At 71.3% G+C, this 20,367-nt stretch carries 18 protein-coding genes; 8 read left to right on the forward strand and 10 right to left on the reverse strand.

Annotated features, from left to right (window positions below):
- Positions 1–77 precede the first annotated feature (77 nt).
- Both J7E88_RS23410 and J7E88_RS23415 read right to left on the reverse strand, forming a co-directional pair.
- On the reverse strand, positions 78–299 hold the full coding sequence (locus J7E88_RS23410) for a hypothetical protein (RefSeq protein WP_215184221.1): 222 nt from the start codon (positions 297–299) through the stop codon (positions 78–80).
- Positions 300–455: 156 nt separating this feature from the next.
- Positions 456–914: a YjbQ family protein gene (locus J7E88_RS23415; RefSeq protein ID WP_215184223.1), complete on the reverse strand. Its 459-nt coding sequence runs from the start codon at positions 912–914 to the stop codon at positions 456–458.
- Between the two features lie 89 nt (positions 915–1,003).
- On the opposite strand from J7E88_RS23415, the gene J7E88_RS23420 reads away from it, so the two are divergent.
- Positions 1,004–2,086, forward strand: coding sequence for an NAD(P)-binding domain-containing protein (locus J7E88_RS23420; RefSeq protein WP_215184224.1), 1,083 nt, complete (start codon positions 1,004–1,006; stop codon positions 2,084–2,086).
- Between the two features lie 75 nt (positions 2,087–2,161).
- On the opposite strand, the gene mltG is transcribed toward J7E88_RS23420, so the two are convergent.
- The 3 genes from mltG to J7E88_RS23435 all read right to left on the reverse strand — a co-directional run bounded on the left by mltG (position 2,162) and on the right by J7E88_RS23435 (position 5,763).
- A complete protein-coding gene (mltG, locus tag J7E88_RS23425; RefSeq protein WP_215184226.1) occupies positions 2,162–3,019 on the reverse strand; it encodes an endolytic transglycosylase MltG in 858 nt (285 codons plus the stop codon).
- Between the two features lie 160 nt (positions 3,020–3,179).
- The gene (locus J7E88_RS23430; RefSeq protein ID WP_215184228.1) at positions 3,180–3,773 is read right to left on the reverse strand and encodes a hypothetical protein; all 594 of its coding nucleotides are present in this window, start codon (positions 3,771–3,773) and stop codon (positions 3,180–3,182) included.
- Positions 3,774–3,936: 163 nt separating this feature from the next.
- Complete coding sequence (locus J7E88_RS23435; protein WP_215184230.1) at positions 3,937–5,763, reverse strand: ABC transporter ATP-binding protein; 1,827 nt, start codon at positions 5,761–5,763, stop codon at positions 3,937–3,939.
- Positions 5,764–5,874: 111 nt separating this feature from the next.
- On the opposite strand from J7E88_RS23435, the gene J7E88_RS23440 reads away from it, so the two are divergent.
- Complete coding sequence (locus tag J7E88_RS23440; RefSeq protein ID WP_215184232.1) at positions 5,875–6,321, forward strand: MarR family winged helix-turn-helix transcriptional regulator; 447 nt, start codon at positions 5,875–5,877, stop codon at positions 6,319–6,321.
- A gap of 191 nt (positions 6,322–6,512) precedes the next feature.
- Here J7E88_RS23440 and J7E88_RS23445 read toward each other — a convergent pair whose 3' ends face one another.
- Complete coding sequence (locus J7E88_RS23445; protein ID WP_215184234.1) at positions 6,513–8,102, reverse strand: peptide-N4-asparagine amidase; 1,590 nt, start codon at positions 8,100–8,102, stop codon at positions 6,513–6,515.
- 169 nt (positions 8,103–8,271) lie between these two features.
- Here J7E88_RS23445 and J7E88_RS23450 point away from each other — a divergent pair, with 169 nt between their 5' ends.
- Complete coding sequence (locus tag J7E88_RS23450; RefSeq protein WP_215184287.1) at positions 8,272–10,083, forward strand: ABC transporter ATP-binding protein; 1,812 nt, start codon at positions 8,272–8,274, stop codon at positions 10,081–10,083.
- Positions 10,080–11,861: an ABC transporter ATP-binding protein gene (locus tag J7E88_RS23455; RefSeq protein WP_215184236.1), complete on the forward strand. Its 1,782-nt coding sequence runs from the start codon at positions 10,080–10,082 to the stop codon at positions 11,859–11,861. Before J7E88_RS23450 ends, J7E88_RS23455 begins: the two co-directional genes overlap by 4 nt.
- A gap of 84 nt (positions 11,862–11,945) precedes the next feature.
- Here the strand turns inward: J7E88_RS23455 and J7E88_RS23460 are convergent, their stop codons facing one another.
- Entirely contained in the window at positions 11,946–12,737 is a 792-nt protein-coding gene (locus J7E88_RS23460) for a metal-dependent hydrolase (protein ID WP_215184238.1), read from the reverse strand.
- 60 nt (positions 12,738–12,797) lie between these two features.
- Between J7E88_RS23460 and J7E88_RS23465 the strand changes: the two genes are divergently transcribed.
- Both J7E88_RS23465 and J7E88_RS23470 read left to right on the forward strand, forming a co-directional pair.
- Entirely contained in the window at positions 12,798–15,371 is a 2,574-nt protein-coding gene (locus tag J7E88_RS23465) for an RNA helicase (RefSeq protein WP_215184240.1), read from the forward strand.
- Between the two features lie 16 nt (positions 15,372–15,387).
- Positions 15,388–16,251 (forward strand): acyl-CoA thioesterase II, encoded by an 864-nt coding sequence (locus J7E88_RS23470; RefSeq protein ID WP_215184242.1) that lies wholly within the window; start codon positions 15,388–15,390, stop codon positions 16,249–16,251.
- Between the two features lie 156 nt (positions 16,252–16,407).
- On the opposite strand, the gene J7E88_RS23475 is transcribed toward J7E88_RS23470, so the two are convergent.
- The gene (locus J7E88_RS23475; RefSeq protein ID WP_215184244.1) at positions 16,408–16,818 is read right to left on the reverse strand and encodes a YdgA family protein; all 411 of its coding nucleotides are present in this window, start codon (positions 16,816–16,818) and stop codon (positions 16,408–16,410) included.
- Between the two features lie 93 nt (positions 16,819–16,911).
- Between J7E88_RS23475 and J7E88_RS23480 the strand changes: the two genes are divergently transcribed.
- On the forward strand, positions 16,912–17,397 hold the full coding sequence (locus J7E88_RS23480; RefSeq protein ID WP_285427580.1) for a glutathione peroxidase: 486 nt from the start codon (positions 16,912–16,914) through the stop codon (positions 17,395–17,397).
- 161 nt (positions 17,398–17,558) lie between these two features.
- Here the strand turns inward: J7E88_RS23480 and J7E88_RS23485 are convergent, their stop codons facing one another.
- Positions 17,559–18,812, reverse strand: coding sequence for an acyl-CoA dehydrogenase family protein (locus J7E88_RS23485; protein WP_215184248.1), 1,254 nt, complete (start codon positions 18,810–18,812; stop codon positions 17,559–17,561).
- A 161-nt stretch (positions 18,813–18,973) separates the two neighbouring features.
- Between J7E88_RS23485 and J7E88_RS23490 the strand changes: the two genes are divergently transcribed.
- A complete protein-coding gene (locus tag J7E88_RS23490) occupies positions 18,974–19,609 on the forward strand; it encodes a TetR family transcriptional regulator (RefSeq protein ID WP_215184250.1) in 636 nt (211 codons plus the stop codon).
- 105 nt (positions 19,610–19,714) lie between these two features.
- Here J7E88_RS23490 and def read toward each other — a convergent pair whose 3' ends face one another.
- A complete protein-coding gene (gene def / locus J7E88_RS23495) occupies positions 19,715–20,278 on the reverse strand; it encodes a peptide deformylase (RefSeq protein ID WP_215184251.1) in 564 nt (187 codons plus the stop codon).
- Between the last annotated feature and the right edge of the window lie 89 nt (positions 20,279–20,367).

Consider the following 20,367-nt stretch of genomic DNA (forward strand, 5'->3'; position numbering starts at 1 on the left):
AACGCACGGGGTCCGGCCGCCGAGCGGCGGCCGGGCCGCGTGCGTCACCTGAAATCCGGCCCTCGCGCGGCCGGCTGTCAGAGCTTGTGCATCCCCTTGTAAGGGCTGACGATGCGGGTCTGGCAGGCACCGAAGTCGACGAGGAAAGCACCGGTGGCTTCCTGGCCGATGATCTTTCCGAGGCCATGGCGGTCGTGGGAGACGCGGTCGCCGAGGGCGAAGTCCTTGATCACGGGCTCGGCTGGAACTCCGAAGGGGCTGGTGGGCAAGTGGCGCCGGGGCGCGGATCGGTTCGTCATCGTGTAGCAAGTATGCCCCTCCGGCCGCCCGCCGAGCCCTCCGCGGCCGGACCGGACTCCACCGGTCCGCTGTGACGCGGTGCCGTCCGGGGATCCGAGCCGCATCTGAGCTGCTCGCGGGCCCACCCCGCGCCGCACCTGCCGGAGCCCGGCGGCTCAGTCGTCGGTGTCCGGACGGCCGCGGGCCGGCGACTGGCCCATGAACGACAGACGCACCTGACGATCGGCGTTGTCCCTGTTGGTGTCCACCAGACAGAGCGACTGCCAGGTGCCCAGTTCCAGGCGTCCGCCGATCACCGGCAGGGTCGCGTGCGGCGGGACGAGGGCGGGCAGGACATGGTCCCTGCCGTGCCCGGGGCTGCCGTGGCGGTGCTGCCAGCGGTCGTCGGCGGGCAGAAGGGTGTGCAGGGCGGCCAGGAGGTCGTCGTCGCTGCCCGCCCCGGTCTCGATGACGGCGACACCGGCGGTGGCGTGCGGGACGAAGACATTGAGCAGGCCGTCCCTGCCGTCCGCGTGCTGCGCGAGGAACTGCTCACAGGCGTGGGTCAGATCGGTGACCGTCTCGGTGGTTCCGGTGGTCAGGGTCAGCGTCGTGGTGGCGAAGTGTCCGGGCATGGCCCCATCCTCTCGCCGTCGGGTGCCCCGCGCGCCTCACACGGCCCTGTGCCGGGAAGATCCGGTCCCCCTCCACGGTTGGTAGAACCGTGAACAACTCTGGGGCACACGACGTGGACGTGGTCGTCATCGGGGCCGGACAGGCGGGGCTCTCGGCCGCCCACCACCTGCGGCGTGCCGGTCTGGTTCCCGACCGGGACTTCGTCGTCCTGGACCACGCGCCCCGCCCCGGCGGGGCCTGGCAGTTCCGCTGGCCCTCGCTCACGTACGGCAAGGTGCACGGCATGCACGCCCTGCCCGGCATGGAACTGACCGGCGCGGACGACGACCGGCCGTCCTCCGAGGTGATCGGCGCGTACTTCGCCGCGTACGAGGAGCGCTTCGACCTGCGGGTTCACCGCCCCGTCCAGGTCCGCACGGTACGGGAGTCCCAGGGCGGCCGACTGGCGGTCGAGACCTCCGAGGGGGTCTGGGCGACCCGCGCGCTGATCAACGCGACCGGCACATGGGACCGGCCGTTCTGGCCCCGCTACCCCGGCCAGGAGACGTTCCGGGGACGTCAGCTGCACACCGCGAACTATCCCGGCCCCGAGGAGTTCGCCGGGCGGCGCGTCGTCGTGGTGGGCGGCGGGGCGTCGGGCACACAGCATCTGATGGAGATCGCCGGAGTGGCCGCCGCGACCACTTGGGTGACCCGTCGGCCCCCTGTCTTCCGCGAGGGCCCCTTCGACGAGGACGCCGGGCGCGCGGCCGTCGCCATGGTGGAGGAGCGCGTACGGCGCGGGCTGCCGCCGCAGAGCGTGGTGTCGGTGACCGGGCTGCCCCTGACCGACGCCGTCCGCCGCGCCCTCGCGTCGGGAGTGCTGGACCGCGAGCCGATGTTCGACCGGATCACACCGACGGGTGTGGCCTGGGACGACGGCCGTACGGTGGAGGCCGATGCGATCCTGTGGGCGACGGGTTTCCGGGCGGCGATCGACCATCTGGCCCCGCTGCGGCTGCGTGAGCCGGGCGGCGGCATCCGGGTCGAGGGGACCCGCGCCGTGCGGGACGAGCGGGTCCATCTCGTCGGGTACGGACCATCGGCGTCGACGATCGGGGCGAACCGGGCCGGGCGCGCCGCGGTCCGCGACATCAAGCGCCTGCTGGAGCGGGAACCGGCCCTGGTCTGAGACTGTCCGTCCCGGCCGTGGACAGTTCCCCGGCGGAGGGGCAGCGGTCAGCGGTCAGCGGTCAGCGGTCAGCGGTCAGCCCATGCTCCTCTCCTCGGCCCGGCGCTCGTTGAACTCCTCCACATTGCGCCGGTGTTCGTCGTAGTCACCGGTGAAACGTGTGTCCCCGGGCGCGACGGTCACGAAGTACAGCCAGTCGCCCTTGGGCGGCGCGACAGCCGCGCGCAGCGCCTCCTCGCCCGGGTTGCCGATGGGGGTCGGGGGCAGGCCGTTGCGCGCGTAGGTGTTGTAGGGGGTGTCGAGGCGCGTCTCCTCGGTCGTCGTGTCCAAGGTGCTGCGCTCGAGGGCGTAGTTGAGGGTCGAGTCCATCTGGAGCGGCATCCCCCTGGCCAGGCGGTTGCGGATGACCCGCGCCACCTTGCCCATGTCGGGTTCCGTGTCGGCCTCGGCCTGCACGATGCTGGCGATGTTCACCGCCTCGTACGGGCTGAGGCCGTCCCTGCGGGCACTCGCGGCGACGGCATTCGCCCCGAACCGCTGGTTGGCCGTGTTGACCATGAAGCTGAGCAGCTTCGCCGGCGTGCTGTTCTCGTCGACGGGATACGTGGCCGGGAAGAGATAGCCCTCGGGGTTTCCGCGGGCCTCCGGCGGAAGATTCAGCCGGGCCGCGCGGACGGCGGTCTGCGCGGTGCCGGGCTTCCGCTTCAGCGCCTTGTCGACGGCAGCGTAGATCTGGCCCGCGCGCCAGCCCTCGGGGATCACCAGCGACTTCGGCGCGGGCCGGGGCCGTTCGGTCTCGTCCTCCCTCAGCAGGAACGGCAGCAGGACGGCGGCAGCCGCCACGGTCGCCGTGCTCACGACCAGGACCAGACGGCCGCGGCGGGTGAGGCGGTACCTGCGCCCGGGCCGGGCCGACGAGTGCTCGTTCGTCATACGGGCACGCTAACGCGGGTCGCCCCTTCCGTCGCGGTACCCGCCCCGATGCGACACGCACCATGCGAACACATGAACGCTCACGCGGTTGTTCGCCCACCCGAGGCGCCGCCGTTCCGGTCCCCAGGGAAGCGGCGACGCCGTCGTGTGCGGGGTCCGCTCAGGGCGCGAACGCCGGGAGCGCGGCGAACTCCGGTGTCACCTGGACCCCTTCGGCGAGGGCGGCGAGGCCACGGCGGACCCGGCTCAGCGGATGGTCGGGGAACCGGGCGTCCCACTGGGCGTGGTCGGCCGCATGGAAGGGCAGGCCGCCCTGCACTTCCGGCGCGTAGGGGTGTGGGCGGAAGTAGCCGGCGGGGCCGACCTCGGCCATCACCATCGCCTCGCGCATGCCGGTCGTCCCGCGCTCGGGTGCCTGGATCTTCACGACGGTGCTGCAGTCGGCCCGGGGGACGGTGAAGCTGCCGATGAACGCCTGCCCGCTGGGCTGCCCGGGGAGCGGCAGTTTGAGTATCTGACGGAGCGCGGGCAGGGCTCCCAGCGTCTTGACCGATGCCTCGATCAGTCCGCCGCCCGCTTCGGCGGTGTGCCGCGTGAGCGCGGCGCGCAGGGCGGGGCCGTCGTCGAGGGACGCGGGCAGGTCCGGCGGCAGGCCGAAGAAGTGCAGCGACAGGATGTCGCCCTCGTCGTTCGCCCATACGTCGTGGTCGACGGGCCGGAACCCCGGCAGGTCGACGCCCAGGAGAGCTCTCATGAGCGGCGATCATGCCGTATCGCGTGCCGCGCCGGACCGCCGGGACGGCTCATTGTCGGACTGACGGAGCGTCATGCTGGCGTGGAGCAACGGGCGTCGGCGGTCACGGCCCGGTGGGCAGCATCAGGTGGCGTCGGCCTCACCGCCCGTGGAGGCAACGCCCTCAGCCGGCGTCGGCGGTCACGGATGCGGCGGGCTGCAGCTCCGCGTCCCTGCGGACCAGCGCGGCGTAGCGGCCCTCGGCGTCGAGCAGTTCCCGGTGCGTGCCACGCTCGGCGATGCGTCCGGACTCCAGCACGACGATCTGGTCCGCGTCGCGGACGGTCGACAGCCGGTGGGCGATGGTGATGGTCGTACGTCCGGCGGAGAGGGAGTCGATGGCCTGCTGCACGGCGTGCTCGGTGCGGGTGTCCAGGGCGCTGGTCGCCTCGTCCAGGATGAGGACGGGCGGGTCGCGCAGGATGGTGCGGGCGATGGCGAGCCGCTGCTTCTCACCGCCGGAGAAGCGGTATCCGCGCTCCCCGACAAGGGTGTCGTAGCCGTCGGGCAGCGACACGATGTGGTCGTGGATCTGTGCCGCGCGGGCCGCGGCCTCGATCTCCGCGTCGGTTGCGTCCGGTTTGGCGAAGCGCAGATTGTCCGCCACGGAGGCGTGGAAGAGGTACGTCTCCTGCGAGACGACGCCGACGGCCTGCGCCAGTGTGTCGAAGCCGAGGTCGCGGACGTCGACTCCGTCGATCGTGACGCGGCCGCCGGTGACGTCGTAGAGCCGGGGCACGAGGTAGCTGAGCGTGGACTTTCCGGAGCCGGTGGGGCCGACAACGGCCAGGGAGCCGCCCGCCGGCACGGTGATGTCGATCCGGTCGAGCGTCGGCCGCTCCTGCCGGGCGTCGTAGGCGAAGACGACGTCCTCGAAGCGCACTTCGCCGCTCACCTTGTCGAGCGGCGCGGGCCGTGCCGGCTCGGTGATGTCGACGGGGAGATCGAGGTACTCGAAGATCCGCTGGAAGAGGGCGAGCGAGGTCTGCATCTGCACGCCGGTGGACAGCAGGCTGACGGCCGGCCGGAACAGTCCCTGCTGGAGCGAGACGAAGGCGACGAGCGTGCCGATGGAGATCGCCGGTCCGCCGGTCCTGAACGCGAGACCGGCCGCCCAGTAGATGAGGGCGGGCATGGCCGCCATGACGATGCCCATCGTCGACATCCGCCAGCGGCCCGCCATGCTGGAGCGCACCTCGAGGTCGACCAGCCGCTCGGACTCGTCCGCGAAGGACCGGGTCAGGGAATCGGCCCTGCCCATGGTGCGGCCGAGGAGGATGCCACTGACGGACAGGGACTCGGTGACAGTGGCGGCCATCGCCGCCATCTGCTTCTGCCGCTGTGTGGTGATCGTCTTGCGCTCACGGCCGACGCGGCGGCTGATCCAGACGAACAGCGGGAGCAGGAGCAGCGAGACGACCGTGAGCCGCCAGTCCAGGGCGAGCATCGCCACGACTGTGGCGACCACCGCCGTGAGATTGGAGACCAGGGACGTGGCGGTGGAGGTGACGGTCGCCTGCATGCCGCCGATGTCGTTCGCGATGCGGGACTGGACCTCGCCGGTGCGGGTCCTGGTGAAGAAGGCGAGGGGCATGCGCTGCAACTGCGCATAGACCCCGGTGCGCAGGTCGTGCATGACGCGCTGGCCCACAGTGGTCGAGATCAGCGTCTGGAGCACCCCGAAGACACTGGTCATCACCGCCGTGGCGATCATGCCGAGCGCGAGCAGGCTGAGCAGCCCGGTGCGACCCTGCGGGATCGCGGTGTCCAGGATCTCGCGGAGCAGGAACGGCGACGCCACGGAGACCAGCGAGGAGGCACCGACGAGGAGTCCGACGACGGCGAGCCTGCCCCGGTAGGGCCGGAAGAGGCGCAGGATGCGGCGCACGTCGGCGGGCGGCTGGTCGGGATCCTTGGGCGGTGGGGTCCAGGTCGGATGCTCGGGACGCAAGGGGCTCCTTCCGGAACGCGGACGTGCACGGTCGGCAGGCGGACAGTCTTCGAGAGCTTAGCTCACTGTTACCTGTCTTCACAATGAACCACGTCCTGATACTGTTCCCGCATGAGCCCCTCCGACGCCGATGGCCTGCTCGCCGAGCAGCTGCTGCGGCTGACCCGCCGTCTCCACCGCAGTCAGAAGCGCCAGCTGGAGTCCGCCGACATCGCCATCACCCCGGCGCAGTCCCGTCTGCTGCGGACCGTCGCGCACTACGACCGGCCGCCGCGCATGGCCGATCTCGCGGAGCGCCTGGAGGTGGTGCCGCGCGCCGTGACCAGCCTGGTGGACGGCCTGGAGGCCGGCGGCTGTGTGCGGCGCGTCCCGGATCCGACCAACCGCAGGGTGACCCGCATCGAGCTCACGGACACCGGCCGCGCCGCGCTCCGGTCCCTGCGCGCCGCTCGCCGCGCCGCCGCCGAGGACGTCCTCGCACCGCTCACCACCGAGCAGCGAGAGGTGCTCGGCGAGCTGCTGTCCGCGCTGGTCGACGGGCCGGGGCCGCGCTGCTGACGCTCCATTGACCGGGTGGAGCCGTCCGTGCGGACGGCCCGGTGCCCGGCCGAGCCTGCACACGGCCGGGCTGCCGGAGGTCACCGCCTCGCGCAGGACCGGAAGCCTGCCCCCGGCCCCGTCACATCAGCACAGGCGCCGGTCCTCGCGCACGACCGGAGCCTGGCCGCTGACCCCGGCCCTGCGTCACATCAGCACAGGCGCCGGTCCTCGGTCAGCGTTCCCTGGACCGTGCGCAGGCTGCGGTCGTAACAGCCGCCGGAGCCGTGGAGCCGGTAGCGCTCGGCCGTGGCGCCGACCGCGTGCCGCTGGTCGCGGGGCACGTTCGCCGTGTAGGTGGCGTCGCCCGTGTACGTGTCGTCCAGCCGTGACCACGTCAGCCGCCGCGCGCCCCGGCTCACCGTGGTGTCGGCCCTGTCCGCGAGCGTGAGGACGGTACGCAGCCGGTCCCCCTCGCCGAGCGTCGTCATGCCGTCCATCTCGTACGTGCGGTGGGTGGTGGTGACCTCGTGCCCGCTGGTGACCGTCTCGTCGTCGGTCCATGTGGCATCGAGCGCGTCCTTGTCCTCCCCGCCCGTCCAGCGGTGGACCGAGGTGTTGGCGACGGAGCGGGCCACGGTCGTGGCCACCCTGCCGTGTGAGGTGTCGAGGTGGCCGGCGACGGTGAGGCGGTGTCCGCCCCGGGTGTCCAGGCGGTGTTCGGCGCCGGGCGTGTACGACACCGTGTCGACCGGGCGGCTCTCCTCGTGGCGGGTGAGCGCGCCGGTGACGACCTCGCGCCCTTCGTCCTGCCACACAAGGACGTTGACGGGGGTGCTCCAGCCGGTCTGCCCCGGCGGCACGCCGACGACGGAGACCTCCAGGCGGTGCGGCCTGCCGTCGTTGAGCAGCGCGGCGAAGGGGGTCAGGTCGTACCGTACGGGCTTGACGTCGAGGGCGCGGGGACCCGGGATCACGTACCAGAGGAAGGGGTTGGACCAGCCGCCGGTCCATACGGTCGGGAAGGGGGCCGCAATACCGGCCAGTTTCCCGTCGACGCTGATCCGCACCTCACGGTAGGGCCCGTCGGCGGCCTTGCAGGAGTACGGGGCGGATTCGGGCGCAGTCAGGTACCAGTACTCCTCGCAGCCGCCACCCGAGCCGGTCGCGTAGACCTCCGCGACGATGCGTTCGCTGTTGCGCGGGGTGGTGAGGGTGGTCCCGTCCCGGGTGAGCACCTTGTCGGGCGTCTCGACGGGGGCTGCGCCGCGCCCGGGGGTGTAGAAGGTCAGCGTGGCCTTGACGTCGATGACGCCGGTGTACGTCTCGTTGACGACGTTTCCGATCAGCATCTCGACGTTCTGGGCGCGGCGCAGGGTGTCGCTGTAGCGGGTGACGTCCTTCTCCACGGTCCAGGTGATGCCGTCCGGCGAGGGCTGTGGGGTCGACGTGCGCAGGATCTCGACCCCGCCGATGGCGAGGTGCCCGAGCCGGTCGTACTGACGTCCTTTCACCGATCCTTCGAGCGTCAGCACCACCTTGCTCCAGCGGGTGCCGCAGCCCTTGGGCGGCGCGTATTCGCCGCGGTAGGGCGTGAAGTCGCGGAACTTGGCCTGTGCGACGGTGACTTGGCACGATCGCGTGTCGGGGCGCGCGACGCGCGGGGCGGCGCTGACGGGATCGTGCCAGTCGCTGCCGAACTCCGCGGGCGGAGTGTCGGCCGCGGTCGCCGGTCCTGTGCCGAGGACACTGCCGAGGACGACGACCGCCCCTGTGATCATGGACATGATCTTTTGCTTCATGGGTCAGGAGTGAAGCGTGGGCGCGCTGTGCCGCGCCAGACCACCGCTGACGGACATTGGCGGGTTCTGTGCCCCTGTACGCGGAAAACCAATTGCCCACCGGGACCTCAAACCGCGAACCTTGCACGGTTTGAACCACTCTCTCCCTCTCGACGAGCCCTGGAACGTCATGCAGATTCGCGATCTTCCGTATCCCGATCCCGGGGTACCCGACGTCCGGTCAGGCACCCGCTTCCTGCTGTGGCTCGGCCGCAATCAGCTGGGCGGACAGGTCGCGTCGCTGTGCTGGGGCCTGCTGCACTTCGTGTCCGTGATGGCGCTGCCGTACGGCGTCGGTCTCGCCGTGCAGGCCGTAATGGAGCGCTCCGGGTCCGGGCTGGCCGCGGCAGGCGGCCTGATCGCGCTCGCGACGGCCGGTATCGCCTTCGGCGACACGATGCTGCATCGCACTGCCGTCACCAACTGGATCACGGCCGCGGCGCGCACCCAGCAGCTGCTCGCCCGCAGGACCGCGCAGTTGGGCTCCGCATTGACCCGCAGGGTCGCGGCGGGCGAGGTCGTCGCGGTCTCCACGGGTGACGTCGAGAAGATCGGCTGGTTCGTGGAGGCCGTCTCCCGCTTCCTGGCCGCGGCCGTCACCGTCGTGCTCGTCTGCGTCGCCCTGCTGGTCTACCAGCCGGCGCTCGGTGTGCCGGTCGCCGTCGGGGTGCCGGTCCTGGCTCTCGGTGTGCTGCCGCTGCTGCCCCGCGCCACCCGGCTCGCGGACATACAGCGCGAGAAGGCGGGCAGGGCCACCGAGCTGGCCTCCGACACGGTCGCGGGCCTTCGGGTGCTGCGCGGCATCGGCGGCGAGGAGCTGTTCCTGACCCGCTACCGCCATGCCTCCCAGGAGGTGCGCAGGGCAGCCGTGCGCAGTGCGCGGATGTGGTCGCTTATCGCGGCCGTGCAGGTGCTGCTGCCCGGACTTCTGGTCGTCGCCGTCGTGTGGCACGGCGTCGGGCTGGTCGGCGACGGCCGTATCGAGGTGGGCGAACTGGTCACCGCGTACAGCGCGGTGATGCTGCTGGCCTATCCCCTGCGGCATTTCGAGGAGATCGCCATGGCGTACTCCTTCTCCCGGCCGTCGGCGCGCCGGGCGGCCCGGGTCCTGGCACTGGAGCGGCCCTCGGGCGGCAGGGGCACCGAGCCGGCCGAAACCGGTGATCTGTACGACCCGGCCACCGGTCTGCACGCCCCTGCCGGCCGGTTGACCGCGGTGGTGTGCGGCGATCCGGATGCGGCCGGGCGGCTGGCCGAGCGGCTCGGCGGCCACCCGGCGGAACCGGAGGGGCTGCCGTCCGCGCTGCTCGGCGGGGTCGCCCTGGACGACCTGCCGCTGGACGGGGCGCGGGCGCTGGTCCTCGTGCAGGACAAGGATCCGGTCCTGCTGTCGGGCACGCTGACCGAGCTGCTGGACGTGCCCGCCTCCGGGGCGGTGTCCCAGGCCGACGCGCTCACGGCCGCTGAGTGCGGCGACGTGCTGGCCGCGCTGGCGCAGGCGTCTGTCGACGGAGACCCGATGCAGGCGCCGATCACCGAGCGCGGCCGCTCCCTGTCCGGCGGGCAGCGCCAGCGCCTGGCGCTGGCGCGCTCCCTGGTGACGGACCCCGAGGTGCTGGTGCTCGACGAGCCGACCTCGGCTGTCGACTCGCACACCGAGGCGCGGATCGCCGAGGGAGTGCGGTCGCTGCGCCCCGGGCGTACGACGGTCGTCTTCACGTCCTCACCCCTGCTGCTGGACCGCGCCGACCGGGTCGTACTGATCCACGACGGCGAGGCGGTGGCGGTGGGCGTGCACCGGGAACTGCTGCACAAGGAACCGCGGTACCGCGCGGTCGTCACCCGCGAGACCGAGGAGGAACAGCTCTCCTCGGTCCGTGCGGTGGGCGACGGCGCACGGCAGACCGGGATCGATGGAATCGACATCGAGGAGACAGCATGATCGGCGTGGCGCCGCCGGAATACGACCCGGCGGCTCCCCGGACGGCGACGACCCTGCCGGTGGGTTCACCCGCGACGGTCCGGGCCTACGTGGCCGGGCTGCTGCGACGCCACCGCCGCGCCTTCGGGCTGCTCGTCCTCGTCGACACCGTGGCCGTGATGGCGTCGATGGTGGGCCCGTGGCTGCTCGGCTCGCTGGTGGAACGGGCGGCGGACGGGGCGCGCGAGCTCCATCTGGAGCGGACGGTCGCGCTCTTCGCGGCGGCGCTGGTGGTGCAGGCCACCTTCGTGCGTCTGGTACGCCTGCGGGGCGCGATCCTCGGCGAACGGATGCTCGCGGATCTGCGCGAGGACTTCCTCGTCCGGTCGGTCGGTCTGCCGCCGGGCGTGCTGGAGCGCGCCGGTACGGGCGATCTGCTGTCCCGGATCACCACGGACGTCGACCGGCTGGCGAACGCGATGCGCGAGGCCGTCCCCCAGCTGACGATCGGCGTGTTCTGGATCGTGCTGCTGCTCGGCGGGCTCACCGTGACCGCGCCTCCGCTGGCGCCCGCGGTGCTCGTCGCGGTGCCGGTGCTGGTGATCGGCTGTCGCTGGTACTTCAAGCGGGCACCCTCCGCATACCGCTCGGAGGCCGCCGGCTACGCGGCCGTCGCCGCCGTGCTCGCCGAGACCGTCGACGCCGGCCGCACCGTGGAGGCGCACCGCCTCGGGGCACGCAGGGTGGCGCTCTCGGACCGGCGGATCAAGGAGTGGACGGCCTGGGAGCGGTACACCCTCGCCCTCCGGTCGGTGCTCTTCCCCGTCCTCAACGTCACCCACGCGACCGTGCTCGGTGCCGTGCTGATGATCGGCGGCGTGTTCGCCCTGCAGGGCTGGATCGGCATCGGGCAGCTGACCACGGGTGCGCTCATCGCCCAGATGATGGTCGACCCGGTGAACATGATCCTGCGCTGGTACGACGAGCTCCAGGTCGCCCAGGTGTCGCTGGGGCGGCTCGTCGGCGTCCGGGAGATCGAGCCGGACGCGGGGGACGCGGCGGTGCGCCCGGACGGGCGCGATGTGCGCGCGGACCGGGTGCGCTTCGGGTACCGGGAGGGCGTCGACGTGCTGCACCGGGTCTCGATGGATGTGGCACCCGGCACCCGCCTGGCGCTCGTCGGCCCCTCGGGCGCCGGCAAGTCCACGCTCGGCCGCCTGCTCGCGGGGATCTACGCCCCTCGTACCGGCCGGGTCACGCTGGGGGCGGCCGAACTGTCCCGGATGCCGGCGGAACGGGTGCGCGAGCACGTGGCGCTGGTCAACCAGGAGCACCACGTCTTCGTGGGCCCGCTCCGTGACAACCTGCTCCTCGCCCGTACCTCCGCCGAGGACGCCGAGCTGTGGGCGGCCCTGGGAGCGGTCGACGCGGACGGGTGGGCGCGGGCGCTGCCGGACGGCCTGGAGACGGAGGTCGGCTCGGGCGGCGTTCCGCTCACCCCGGCGCAGGCCCAGCAGATCGCGCTGGCCCGCCTGGTCCTGGCGGACCCGCACACGCTGGTGCTGGACGAGGCGACGTCGCTGCTGGACCCCCGGGCGGCACGCCATCTGGAGCGCTCGCTGTCGCGGGTGCTTCAGGGCCGCACGGTCGTGGCGATCGCGCACCGGCTGCACACGGCGCACGACGCGGATGTGATCGCGGTGGTCGAGCAGGGCAGGATCAGCGAGCTGGGCAGCCACGACGAGCTGGTGGCGGCGCAGGGCGCGTACGCGGCGCTGTGGCGCTCCTGGCACGGCTGACGCGCCCGTGCCCGTAACCGGGGGCCCACCCCGGTTACGGGCACGGGCGGCGTGGGGAACAAGTCCGCCGCAGGCGACCGCCCCTCAGATGAAGTTCAGCGCCGCCGCCCCGCCCACACCCCCGAGCAGCATGAACGCCGGCATCAGCACCTTCAGCTCCACCCAGCTGCCCGCCCGGAACCGCAGTCCCTTCGGCGGACCCACGGGGTACCAGCGCTTACGGCCCACCGGTATCGGCCACAGGATCGGGCAACCGGAGACGGTCAGTGCGTCGCCGATGTCGTGGACGAGGGCGCCGAGCACGATCGGCAGTCCCAGCCACAGGTACTCCTGGCCGGGCGCGGTGAACAGCCAGTCGGCGCCGTTGCCCGGCTTGTCCAGCACGCCCGCCAGGATCCACGCACTCGTCGCGCCGAGCAGCCACACCAGGACGTCGCTGGAAACCCGTGCGGCCCGCCACAGCAGGCCCTCGACCGCGAGCACCATGTGGATGAACAGGATCGCGAGCACGGCCCACCGGCCGCCCATGACGGCGAGGGCCGAGCTGCCCGCCCCGATGAGCACCGCCCACAGCCAGGTGTGCGTCAGGGTGCGGTGACCGCCGGTCCTGCGCTTGTCCCCTGGCTTCTTCGTCGCCTTGTAGACCGCGTACGACAGCTTGTCGACGATCTCGCACAGCCCGCGGGACACCGGGCCGAAGGCGCGGGAGATCGTCGCCGCCTTGTGGTCGAGGTCCGGAGCGAGTGCCGCGCCCGCGCAGATCAGTGCTCCGACGACTAGCACAGGCCATGGCATCGGGTGGCCGGCGGCAGCCGTCGCCGCTCCCACCCCCAGCCAGGCAGCCGCCCCGGACAGGGAGTGCGCCGGTCCCATCATGTGCGTTCCCGCCCCATTGCTGTTGTGCTGAACCCCAGTTGACAGGGCAGCGTACCGGTCGTGATCTTCCCGGCGGCGGCCGGTTCCCTCATCGGGGCGGAGGGCAGGCAAGATGGGGGCGTGACCCTTATCGATCAGCTGCCGCCCGACGCCGACCCCGATGCCCTCTTCGAGGCCTTCTCCTCCTGGACCGAGGAGCAGGGCATCGCGCTCTATCCGGCTCAGGAGGAGGCCCTGATCGAGGTGGTCTCGGGGGCGAACGTCATCCTGTCCACCCCCACGGGATCGGGAAAGAGCCTGGTGGCGGCGGGGGCGCACTTCACGGCGCTGGCGGCTGACAAGGTCACGTTCTACACGGCGCCGATCAAGGCGCTGGTGTCGGAGAAGTTCTTCGACCTGTGCAAGCTGTTCGGCACGGAGAATGTCGGAATGCTGACCGGCGACGCCTCGGTCAACGCGGATGCCCCGGTGATCTGCTGCACCGCCGAGGTGCTGGCCTCGATCGCGCTGCGCGACGGCAAGGACGCCGACGTCGGCCAGGTCGTGATGGACGAGTTCCACTTCTATGCGGAGCCGGACCGCGGCTGGGCCTGGCAGATCCCGCTGCTGGAGCTGCCGCAGGCACAGTTCGTCCTCATGTCGGCGACGCTCGGCGACATGTCGATGTTCGAGAAGGACCTGACCCGCCGCACCGGACGCCCCACCTCCGTGGTCCGCTCGGCGACGCGTCCGGTCCCGCTCTCGTACGAGTACCGGCTGACCCCGATCACGGAGACGCTGACCGAGCTCCTGGAGACCAAGCAGGCGCCCGTCTACATCGTCCACTTCACCCAGGCGCAGGCCGTGGAGCGGGCGCAGTCGCTGATGAGCATCAACATGTGCTCGCGCGAGGAGAAGGACAAGATCGCCGAGCTGATCGGCAACTTCCGCTTCACCACCAGGTTCGGCAAGAATCTGTCCCGTTACGTCCGGCACGGCATCGGGGTGCACCACGCGGGCATGCTGCCCAAGTACCGGCGCCTGGTGGAGAAGCTTGCGCAGGCGGGCCTGCTCAAGGTCATCTGCGGCACGGATACCCTGGGTGTCGGCGTCAACGTCCCCATCCGCACAGTGCTGTTCACCGCACTCACCAAGTACGACGGCAACCGGGTGCGGACGCTGCGGGCGCGCGAGTTCCACCAGATCGCGGGCCGGGCCGGGCGGGCGGGCTTCGACACGGCGGGCCTCGTGGTCGCGCAGGCGCCGGAGCATGTCATCGAGAACGAGAAGGCGCTCGCGAAGGCCGGGGACGACCCGAAGAAGCGCCGCAAGGTGGTCCGCAAGAAGGCGCCCGAGGGCTTCGTCGGCTGGACGGAGAACAGCTTCGAGAAGCTGATCGCCTCCGATCCGGAGCCGCTGACCTCGCGCTTCCGCGTCACCCACACCATGCTGCTGTCGGTCATCGCACGGCCCGGCAACGCCTTCGAGGCGATGCGCGAGCTACTGGAGGACAACCACGAGCCGCGCAGGAACCAGCTGCGCCACATCCGGCGAGCCATCGCCATCTACCGTTCACTGCTGGACGGCGGCGTCGTCGAGAAGCTCGACAAGCCCGATGCCGAGGGCCGCACCATCCGCCTCACCGTCGACCTCCAGCAGGACTTCGCCCTCAACCAGCCGCTGTCCACTTTCGCGTTGGCCGCGTACGAGTTGCTGGACCCCGATTCCCCGTCGTACGCGCTCGACATGGTCTCGGTCGTCGAGTCGACGCTCGACGATCCGCGCCAGATCCTGGCCGCCCAGCAGAACAAGGCGCGCGGCGAGGCCGTCGGTGCGATGAAGGCGGACGGCGTCGAGTACGAGGAGCGGATGGAGCGGCTCCAGGACATCTCGTACCCCAAGCCGCTCGAAGAGCTGCTGTGGCACGCCTACAACCTGTACAAGAAGTCGCATCCCTGGGTCGGCGACCATCCGGTGTCGCCCAAGTCGGTCATCCGCGACATGTACGAACGGGCGCTGTCCTTCACCGAGTTCACCTCCTTCTACGAACTGGCCCGTACCGAGGGCATCGTGCTGCGCTACCTCGCGAGCGCGTACAAGGCGCTGGACCACACGATCCCGGACGACCTCAAGACGGAGGATCTCGAGGACCTGATCGCCTGGCTGGGCGAGATGGTGCGCCAGGTCGACTCCAGCCTGCTGGACGAGTGGGAGCAGCTCGCGAATCCCGAGGTGGAGACCGCCGAGGAGGCGCAGGAGAAGGCCGATCAGGTCAAGCCGGTCACGGCGAACGCCCGCGCCTTCCGCGTCCTGGTCCGCAACGCCATGTTCCGCCGTGTGGAGCTCGCCGCCCTCGACCACGTCGGCGAACTCGGCGAGATGGACGCCGAATCGGGGTGGGACGCGCAGGCGTGGGGCGAGGCGATGGACGCCTACTGGGACGAGTACGACGACCTGGGCACGGGCCCGGACGCCCGCGGCCCGAAGCTGCTGGCGATCGAGGAGGAGCCCGAACACGGGCTCTGGCGTGTGCGCCAGACGTTCGCCGATCCGAACGGCGACCATGACTGGGGCATCAGCGCGGAGGTCGATCTGGCGGCCTCCGACGAGGAAGGCCGGGCGGTGGTGCGTGTCACGTCCGTCGGCCAGCTGTGAGAGGACGCGTTCTGTCATGACCAATCCGGCCGAGCGTCTGGTCGATCTGCTCGACCTGGAGCAGATCGAGGTCAACATCTTCCGCGGGCTGAGCCCCCACGAATCGCTGCAGCGCGTCTTCGGCGGCCAGGTCGCGGGTCAGGCGCTGGTCGCGGCGGGCCGTACGACGGACGGCGAGCGTCCGGTGCACTCGCTGCACTCGTACTTCCTGCGGCCCGGCCGGCCCGGCGTGCCGATCGTGTACCAGGTGGAACGGGTGCGGGACGGCAGGTCGTTCACCACGCGGCGGGTGACGGCCGTCCAGGAGGGGCGGACGATCTTCAATCTGATGGCCTCCTTCCACCGGCCCGAGGAGGCAGGGTTCGAGCACCAGCTGCCGCCCAGGCACCTGACGGACCCGACGACGCTACCCAGGCTCGTCGACGAGATCCGCGCACACCTGGGCGCGCTGCCGGAGTCGCTTGAGCGGATGGCGCGCCGCCAGCCGTTCGACATCCGGTACGTGGACCGGTTGCGCTGGAGCCCCGAGGAGGTCAAGGACGCGGAGCCACGCAGCGCGGTGTGGATGCGTGCGGTGGGCCCGCTGGGCGACGACCCGCTGGTGCACATGTGCGCGCTGACGTACGCGAGCGACATGACGCTGCTGGACGCGGTGCGCATCCCCGTCGAGCCGCTGTGGGGGCCGCGCGGTTTCGACATGGCGTCGCTGGACCACGCGATGTGGTTCCACCGGCCGTTCCGGGCGGACGAGTGGTTTCTCTACGACCAGGAGTCGCCGATCGCGACCGGCGGGCGGGGCCTGGCGCGCGGCCGGATCTACAACCGGGCGGGCGAGCTGCTGGTCTCGGTGGTGCAGGAGGGCCTGTTCCGGCCGGTGTAGCCGGTCAGCAGCATGTCCCGGTGGCCGGGCACGCCGTCCCCGTCCGGCAGGACAGGCGTCACGTCGTGCAGGCTGCTGCGCTGCGTCGGCGGGTGGCCGCGGGAACTGCCGCCGGCGGGCGCGCCCTGAGGGGCCGGGCGTCCCGCCGAACAGCCGTTACTTGACCGGGTCGAGGCAGAGGACGAACTTGTCGGCGTCCCACTGCTGCGCCAGGGCGGCCTCGCCCACGGTGCAGGCGTTGACGTCGAAGCTGTTCTCGATGACCTTGACGACCTTGTAGTTGGCGCCGGCTTCACCGCACTTCTTGGTCTCGACCTCGGGAGCCTCGTCGGGGCCGGTGACCTTGACGCAGTCGCCGGCCTCGGCGCGGACCGGGGTGTCGCCGAGGACGTAGGCGGCGCCGAACTTCACGGCCAGGGCGACGACGATGAGGCCGACGACCCCCAGGAGCTTCTTGACGATGCTCTTCTTGGCCGGCTCGGGCGCGGGAACAGCACCGGGGATGGGCTGGCCCTGCGGGAACTGCTGGGGTTCCTGCGGGGCGGAGGGGGACGTCGGGGCGCTCATGGGCGGACTTCCTCGTGGTTGCATGCTTGTCGAACGCGCGCACGCTACACGAAGAATAAGAATCAGATAAACACAGGTATGAAGGAGTCCCGGATGCCCCTTTTCGATATCCCGCTGCGCACCCTGACGGGTGAGCCGACGTCGCTCGCCGACCACAGCGGCAAGGCCGTTCTCGTGGTGAACGTGGCATCGCGCTGCGGCCTGACGCCCCAGTACGAGGGCCTGGAGCGGCTGCACAAGACGTACGGCGACCGGGGCTTCACGGTGCTGGGCGTGCCGTGCAACCAGTTCGCGGGCCAGGAGCCGGGAAGTGCGGAGGAGATCGGCGCGTTCTGCTCGGCGACGTACGGCGTGACGTTCCCGATGCTGGAGAAGACGGATGTGAACGGCGACGGCCGGCACCCGCTCTACGCGGAGCTGACGAGGACGGCGGACGCCGAAGGCGAGGCCGGCGACGTCCAGTGGAACTTCGAGAAGTTCCTCGTCTCGCCGCGCGGCGAGGTGACGCGCTTCCGCCCTCGCACGGAGCCGGAGGCACCGGAGGTCGTCGCGGCGATCGAGGCACTGCTGTCCGCCTGACCCCGTGACGTTCCGCATCGTCGGCCGCCTGCCGGCGAAGACGAGTGTCATCACGCTGCCGCATCCGGCACCGCCGGGTGCGGAAGCCGACGCGCTCTCGGTCGCGGCACGGCGAAGGCTCCGGCCCCCAACGGGCCGGAGCCTTCGCGCCGTCCGCCGGGTCAGCGGATCGGCATGCCCGACAGGGTGCGGGCGATGACGAGACGCTGGATCTCGCTGGTGCCCTCGAAGATGGTGTAGATCGCGGCGTCACGGTGCATGCGCTCCACCGGGTATTCGCGGGTGAACCCGTTGCCGCCGAGGATCTGGACGGCCTGCGCGGTGACCTTCTTGGCGGTCTCGCTGGCGAACAGCTTCGACATGGAGCCCTCGGCCGAGGTGAACGGCTTTTTGGTGGTCGCCATCCAGGAGGCGCGCCACACCAGCAGGCGTGCGGCGTCGATCTGGGTGCGCATGTCGGCGAGTTGGAACGCGACACCCTGATTGTCGATGATCGGGCGGCCGAACTGCTCGCGCGTCATGGCGTATTCGAGCGCCTCCTCGTACGCGGCACGGGCGGTGCCCACCGCCATGGCGCCGACGGCGGGGCGGGACGCCTCGAAGGTGGCCATGGCCGCGTTCTTCACCCTTCCCCGGCCTTCGCCCGTCTCGCTTCGCTCGCCGCCGGACCTGGCGCGCTCGCGGGCCCTCGCCAGGCGTTCGTCGAGCTTCTCCCTGCCGCCGAGGAGGCAGTGGCCCGGCACGCGGACGTTCTCCAGGACGACCTCGGCGGTGTGCGAGGCGCGGATGCCGTGCTTCTTGAACTTCTGCCCCTGCGAGAGGCCGGGGGTGCCCGGCGGCACGATGAAGGACGCGTGGCCCCTGGAGCCGAGCTCGGCGTCGACGACGGCGACGACGACATGGACGTTGGCGATTCCGCCGTTCGTCGCCCAGGTCTTGGTGCCGTTGAGGACCCACTCGTCCTTGGCCTCGTCGTATACGGCGCGGGTGCGCATCGAGGCGACATCGCTGCCGGCGTCGGGCTCGGAGGAGCAGAAGGCGGCGACCTTCACGTCGTCGGCGTCGCCGTACATCTGCGGGATCCAGGTGCCGATCTGCTCCTCGGTGCCGTTGGCGAGGACGCCGACGGCGGCGAGCCCGGTGCCGACGATGGACAGGGCGATGCCCGCGTCCCCCCAGAAGAGCTCCTCCATCGCCATCGGGATGCCGAGGCCGGTGGGGTCGAAGAACTGCTGGGCGTAGAAGTCCAGGGAGTAGATGCCCAGTTTGGCCGCCTCCTGGATGACGGGCCAGGGGGTCTCCTCACGCTCGTCCCATTCGGCGGCGGCCGGGCGCATCACGTCCTTGGCGAAGCCGTTCAGCCAATCACGGACCTGCTTCTGGTCCTCGTTGAGATCGAGCGTGAACTCGGCCATGTCCCCTCCAGCACTACGACGCCCGCCGGGCGTTACTTGCGGTAACTGAAGTCTGTTACCGGGGAGTAGCGCCTGTCAACCGAGGCCGCCGGATCACCCGTTCCGCTGAGCGGGTGTTACCTTGCGCGTCACGCATTCGCAAGGGCGGGGAGAGACGAAACATGGAGAGCACACACCAGCAGCGGTCGGCGGACCAGCGGCGACGGGAGCTGCTGGAGGCAGCGGACCGGGTGGTGCTCCGCGACGGGCCGCAGGCCTCGATGAACGCGATCGCCGCCGAGGCGGGCATCACCAAGCCGATCCTCTACCGCCACTTCGGCGACAAGGGCGGTCTGTACCGCGCCCTGGCGAAGCGCCACACCGACGCACTGCTGCGGGCCCTGCAGGTGGCGGTGGACGCGGACGTCGACCGCCGCGAGCGGGTGGCGGGAACGCTGGACACCTACCTCGCCGCGATCGAGGCACGGCCGCAGGTCTACCGCTTCCTGATGCACCCGGCGGAGGACAGCCAGCCCTCCGAGCAGGGCTTCGACGTCGGCCGCCACTCGGCGCCGCTGCTGCGCCGCCTCGGCGAGGAACTGGGCAAGGTGATCGCCGACCGCGTCGACCTGGGCCCGGGCGGCGAACTGCTGGCGCGGGTGTGGGGCCACGGCATAGTCGGCATGATGCACGCGGCGGGTGACTGGTGGCTGGGTGAACGCCCGTGTTCACGGGCGGAGTTGGTGAAGAGCCTGACGGACCTGCTGTGCGGCCGCCTCTTCGAGGTGCCGGACCGCGTGGGGGGTCCCGGGTTCTGACCGGGGGGCCGTCAACCGGGGGCTCCGCCCCCGGCCCCCTACGCCCGCAGGGCGCAGGGAGCGGTCCACGGAGCCCCGGCGAGGAGAACGCCCCCGTTCGCGGCGTCACCGCAGCCGCGCCACGCCCTCCCGCGTCGACCACGGCGCCCTCCGTGCCGACCTCGCCAGTCGGCCCCGGCGCCACGGCGTCAGGCGGTCCGCGTACACCAGGCCCTCCACGTGGTCGCACTCGTGCTGAAGGCAGCGGGCGAAGAAGCCCGTGCCCTCCACGCGGACCGGCTCGCCGTCGATGCTCACGCCCTCCACGACCGCCCGGTCGAAGCGCTCCGTTCCCGCCTCGAGGCCCGGCAGGGACAGGCATCCTTCCGGGCCGCGCACCGTGACCCCGTCCGCTTCCACCAGGCGCGGGTTGACGACGTGTCCGAGGTGGCGGACGTCCTCGTCGTCGGGGCAGTCGTAGACGAACACGCGCAGCGGGAGACCCATCTGGTTGGCCGCGAGGCCGACACCCTGTGCCGCGTACATCGTCGCGAACAGGTCCTCCACCAGCCGTGCGAGATCCTCACCGAAGTCGGTGACGGGTTCGCAGGGGGCGTGCAGCACCGGATCGCCGAGCAGGCTCATGGGCCTGACCAGTCCGGAACTGCCGGGGATGGGCCGGTTTCGCATGGCGACCAGCGTACGTTCCTCGAAGGCCCCCCGTGACCTCCACGTATTCCGACGGTGCCACGGTACGGGCTGCCCGGAAGAGGTCGATA

Origin of the sequence: Streptomyces sp. ISL-10, from assembly GCF_018614575.1 — a bacterium.
Lineage (GTDB): Bacteria > Actinomycetota > Actinomycetes > Streptomycetales > Streptomycetaceae > Streptomyces.

Coding starts and splice junctions, on each gene's coding strand:
- J7E88_RS23480 (WP_285427580.1), top strand. CDS start 16,912: ATGCCCCTTTTCGATATCCCGCTGCGCACCCTGACGGGTGAGCCGACG.
- J7E88_RS23460 (WP_215184238.1), bottom strand. CDS start 12,737: ATGATGGGACCGGCGCACTCCCTGTCCGGGGCGGCTGCCTGGCTGGGG.
- J7E88_RS23455 (WP_215184236.1), top strand. CDS start 10,080: ATGATCGGCGTGGCGCCGCCGGAATACGACCCGGCGGCTCCCCGGACG.
- J7E88_RS23490 (WP_215184250.1), top strand. CDS start 18,974: ATGGAGAGCACACACCAGCAGCGGTCGGCGGACCAGCGGCGACGGGAG.
- J7E88_RS23485 (WP_215184248.1), bottom strand. CDS start 18,812: ATGGCCGAGTTCACGCTCGATCTCAACGAGGACCAGAAGCAGGTCCGT.
- J7E88_RS23410 (WP_215184221.1), bottom strand. CDS start 299: ATGACGAACCGATCCGCGCCCCGGCGCCACTTGCCCACCAGCCCCTTC.
- def (WP_215184251.1), bottom strand. CDS start 20,278: ATGCGAAACCGGCCCATCCCCGGCAGTTCCGGACTGGTCAGGCCCATG.
- J7E88_RS23415 (WP_215184223.1), bottom strand. CDS start 914: ATGCCCGGACACTTCGCCACCACGACGCTGACCCTGACCACCGGAACC.
- J7E88_RS23445 (WP_215184234.1), bottom strand. CDS start 8,102: ATGAAGCAAAAGATCATGTCCATGATCACAGGGGCGGTCGTCGTCCTC.
- mltG (WP_215184226.1), bottom strand. CDS start 3,019: ATGACGAACGAGCACTCGTCGGCCCGGCCCGGGCGCAGGTACCGCCTC.
- J7E88_RS23450 (WP_215184287.1), top strand. CDS start 8,272: ATGCAGATTCGCGATCTTCCGTATCCCGATCCCGGGGTACCCGACGTC.
- J7E88_RS23475 (WP_215184244.1), bottom strand. CDS start 16,818: ATGAGCGCCCCGACGTCCCCCTCCGCCCCGCAGGAACCCCAGCAGTTC.
- J7E88_RS23440 (WP_215184232.1), top strand. CDS start 5,875: ATGAGCCCCTCCGACGCCGATGGCCTGCTCGCCGAGCAGCTGCTGCGG.
- J7E88_RS23470 (WP_215184242.1), top strand. CDS start 15,388: ATGACCAATCCGGCCGAGCGTCTGGTCGATCTGCTCGACCTGGAGCAG.
- J7E88_RS23430 (WP_215184228.1), bottom strand. CDS start 3,773: ATGAGAGCTCTCCTGGGCGTCGACCTGCCGGGGTTCCGGCCCGTCGAC.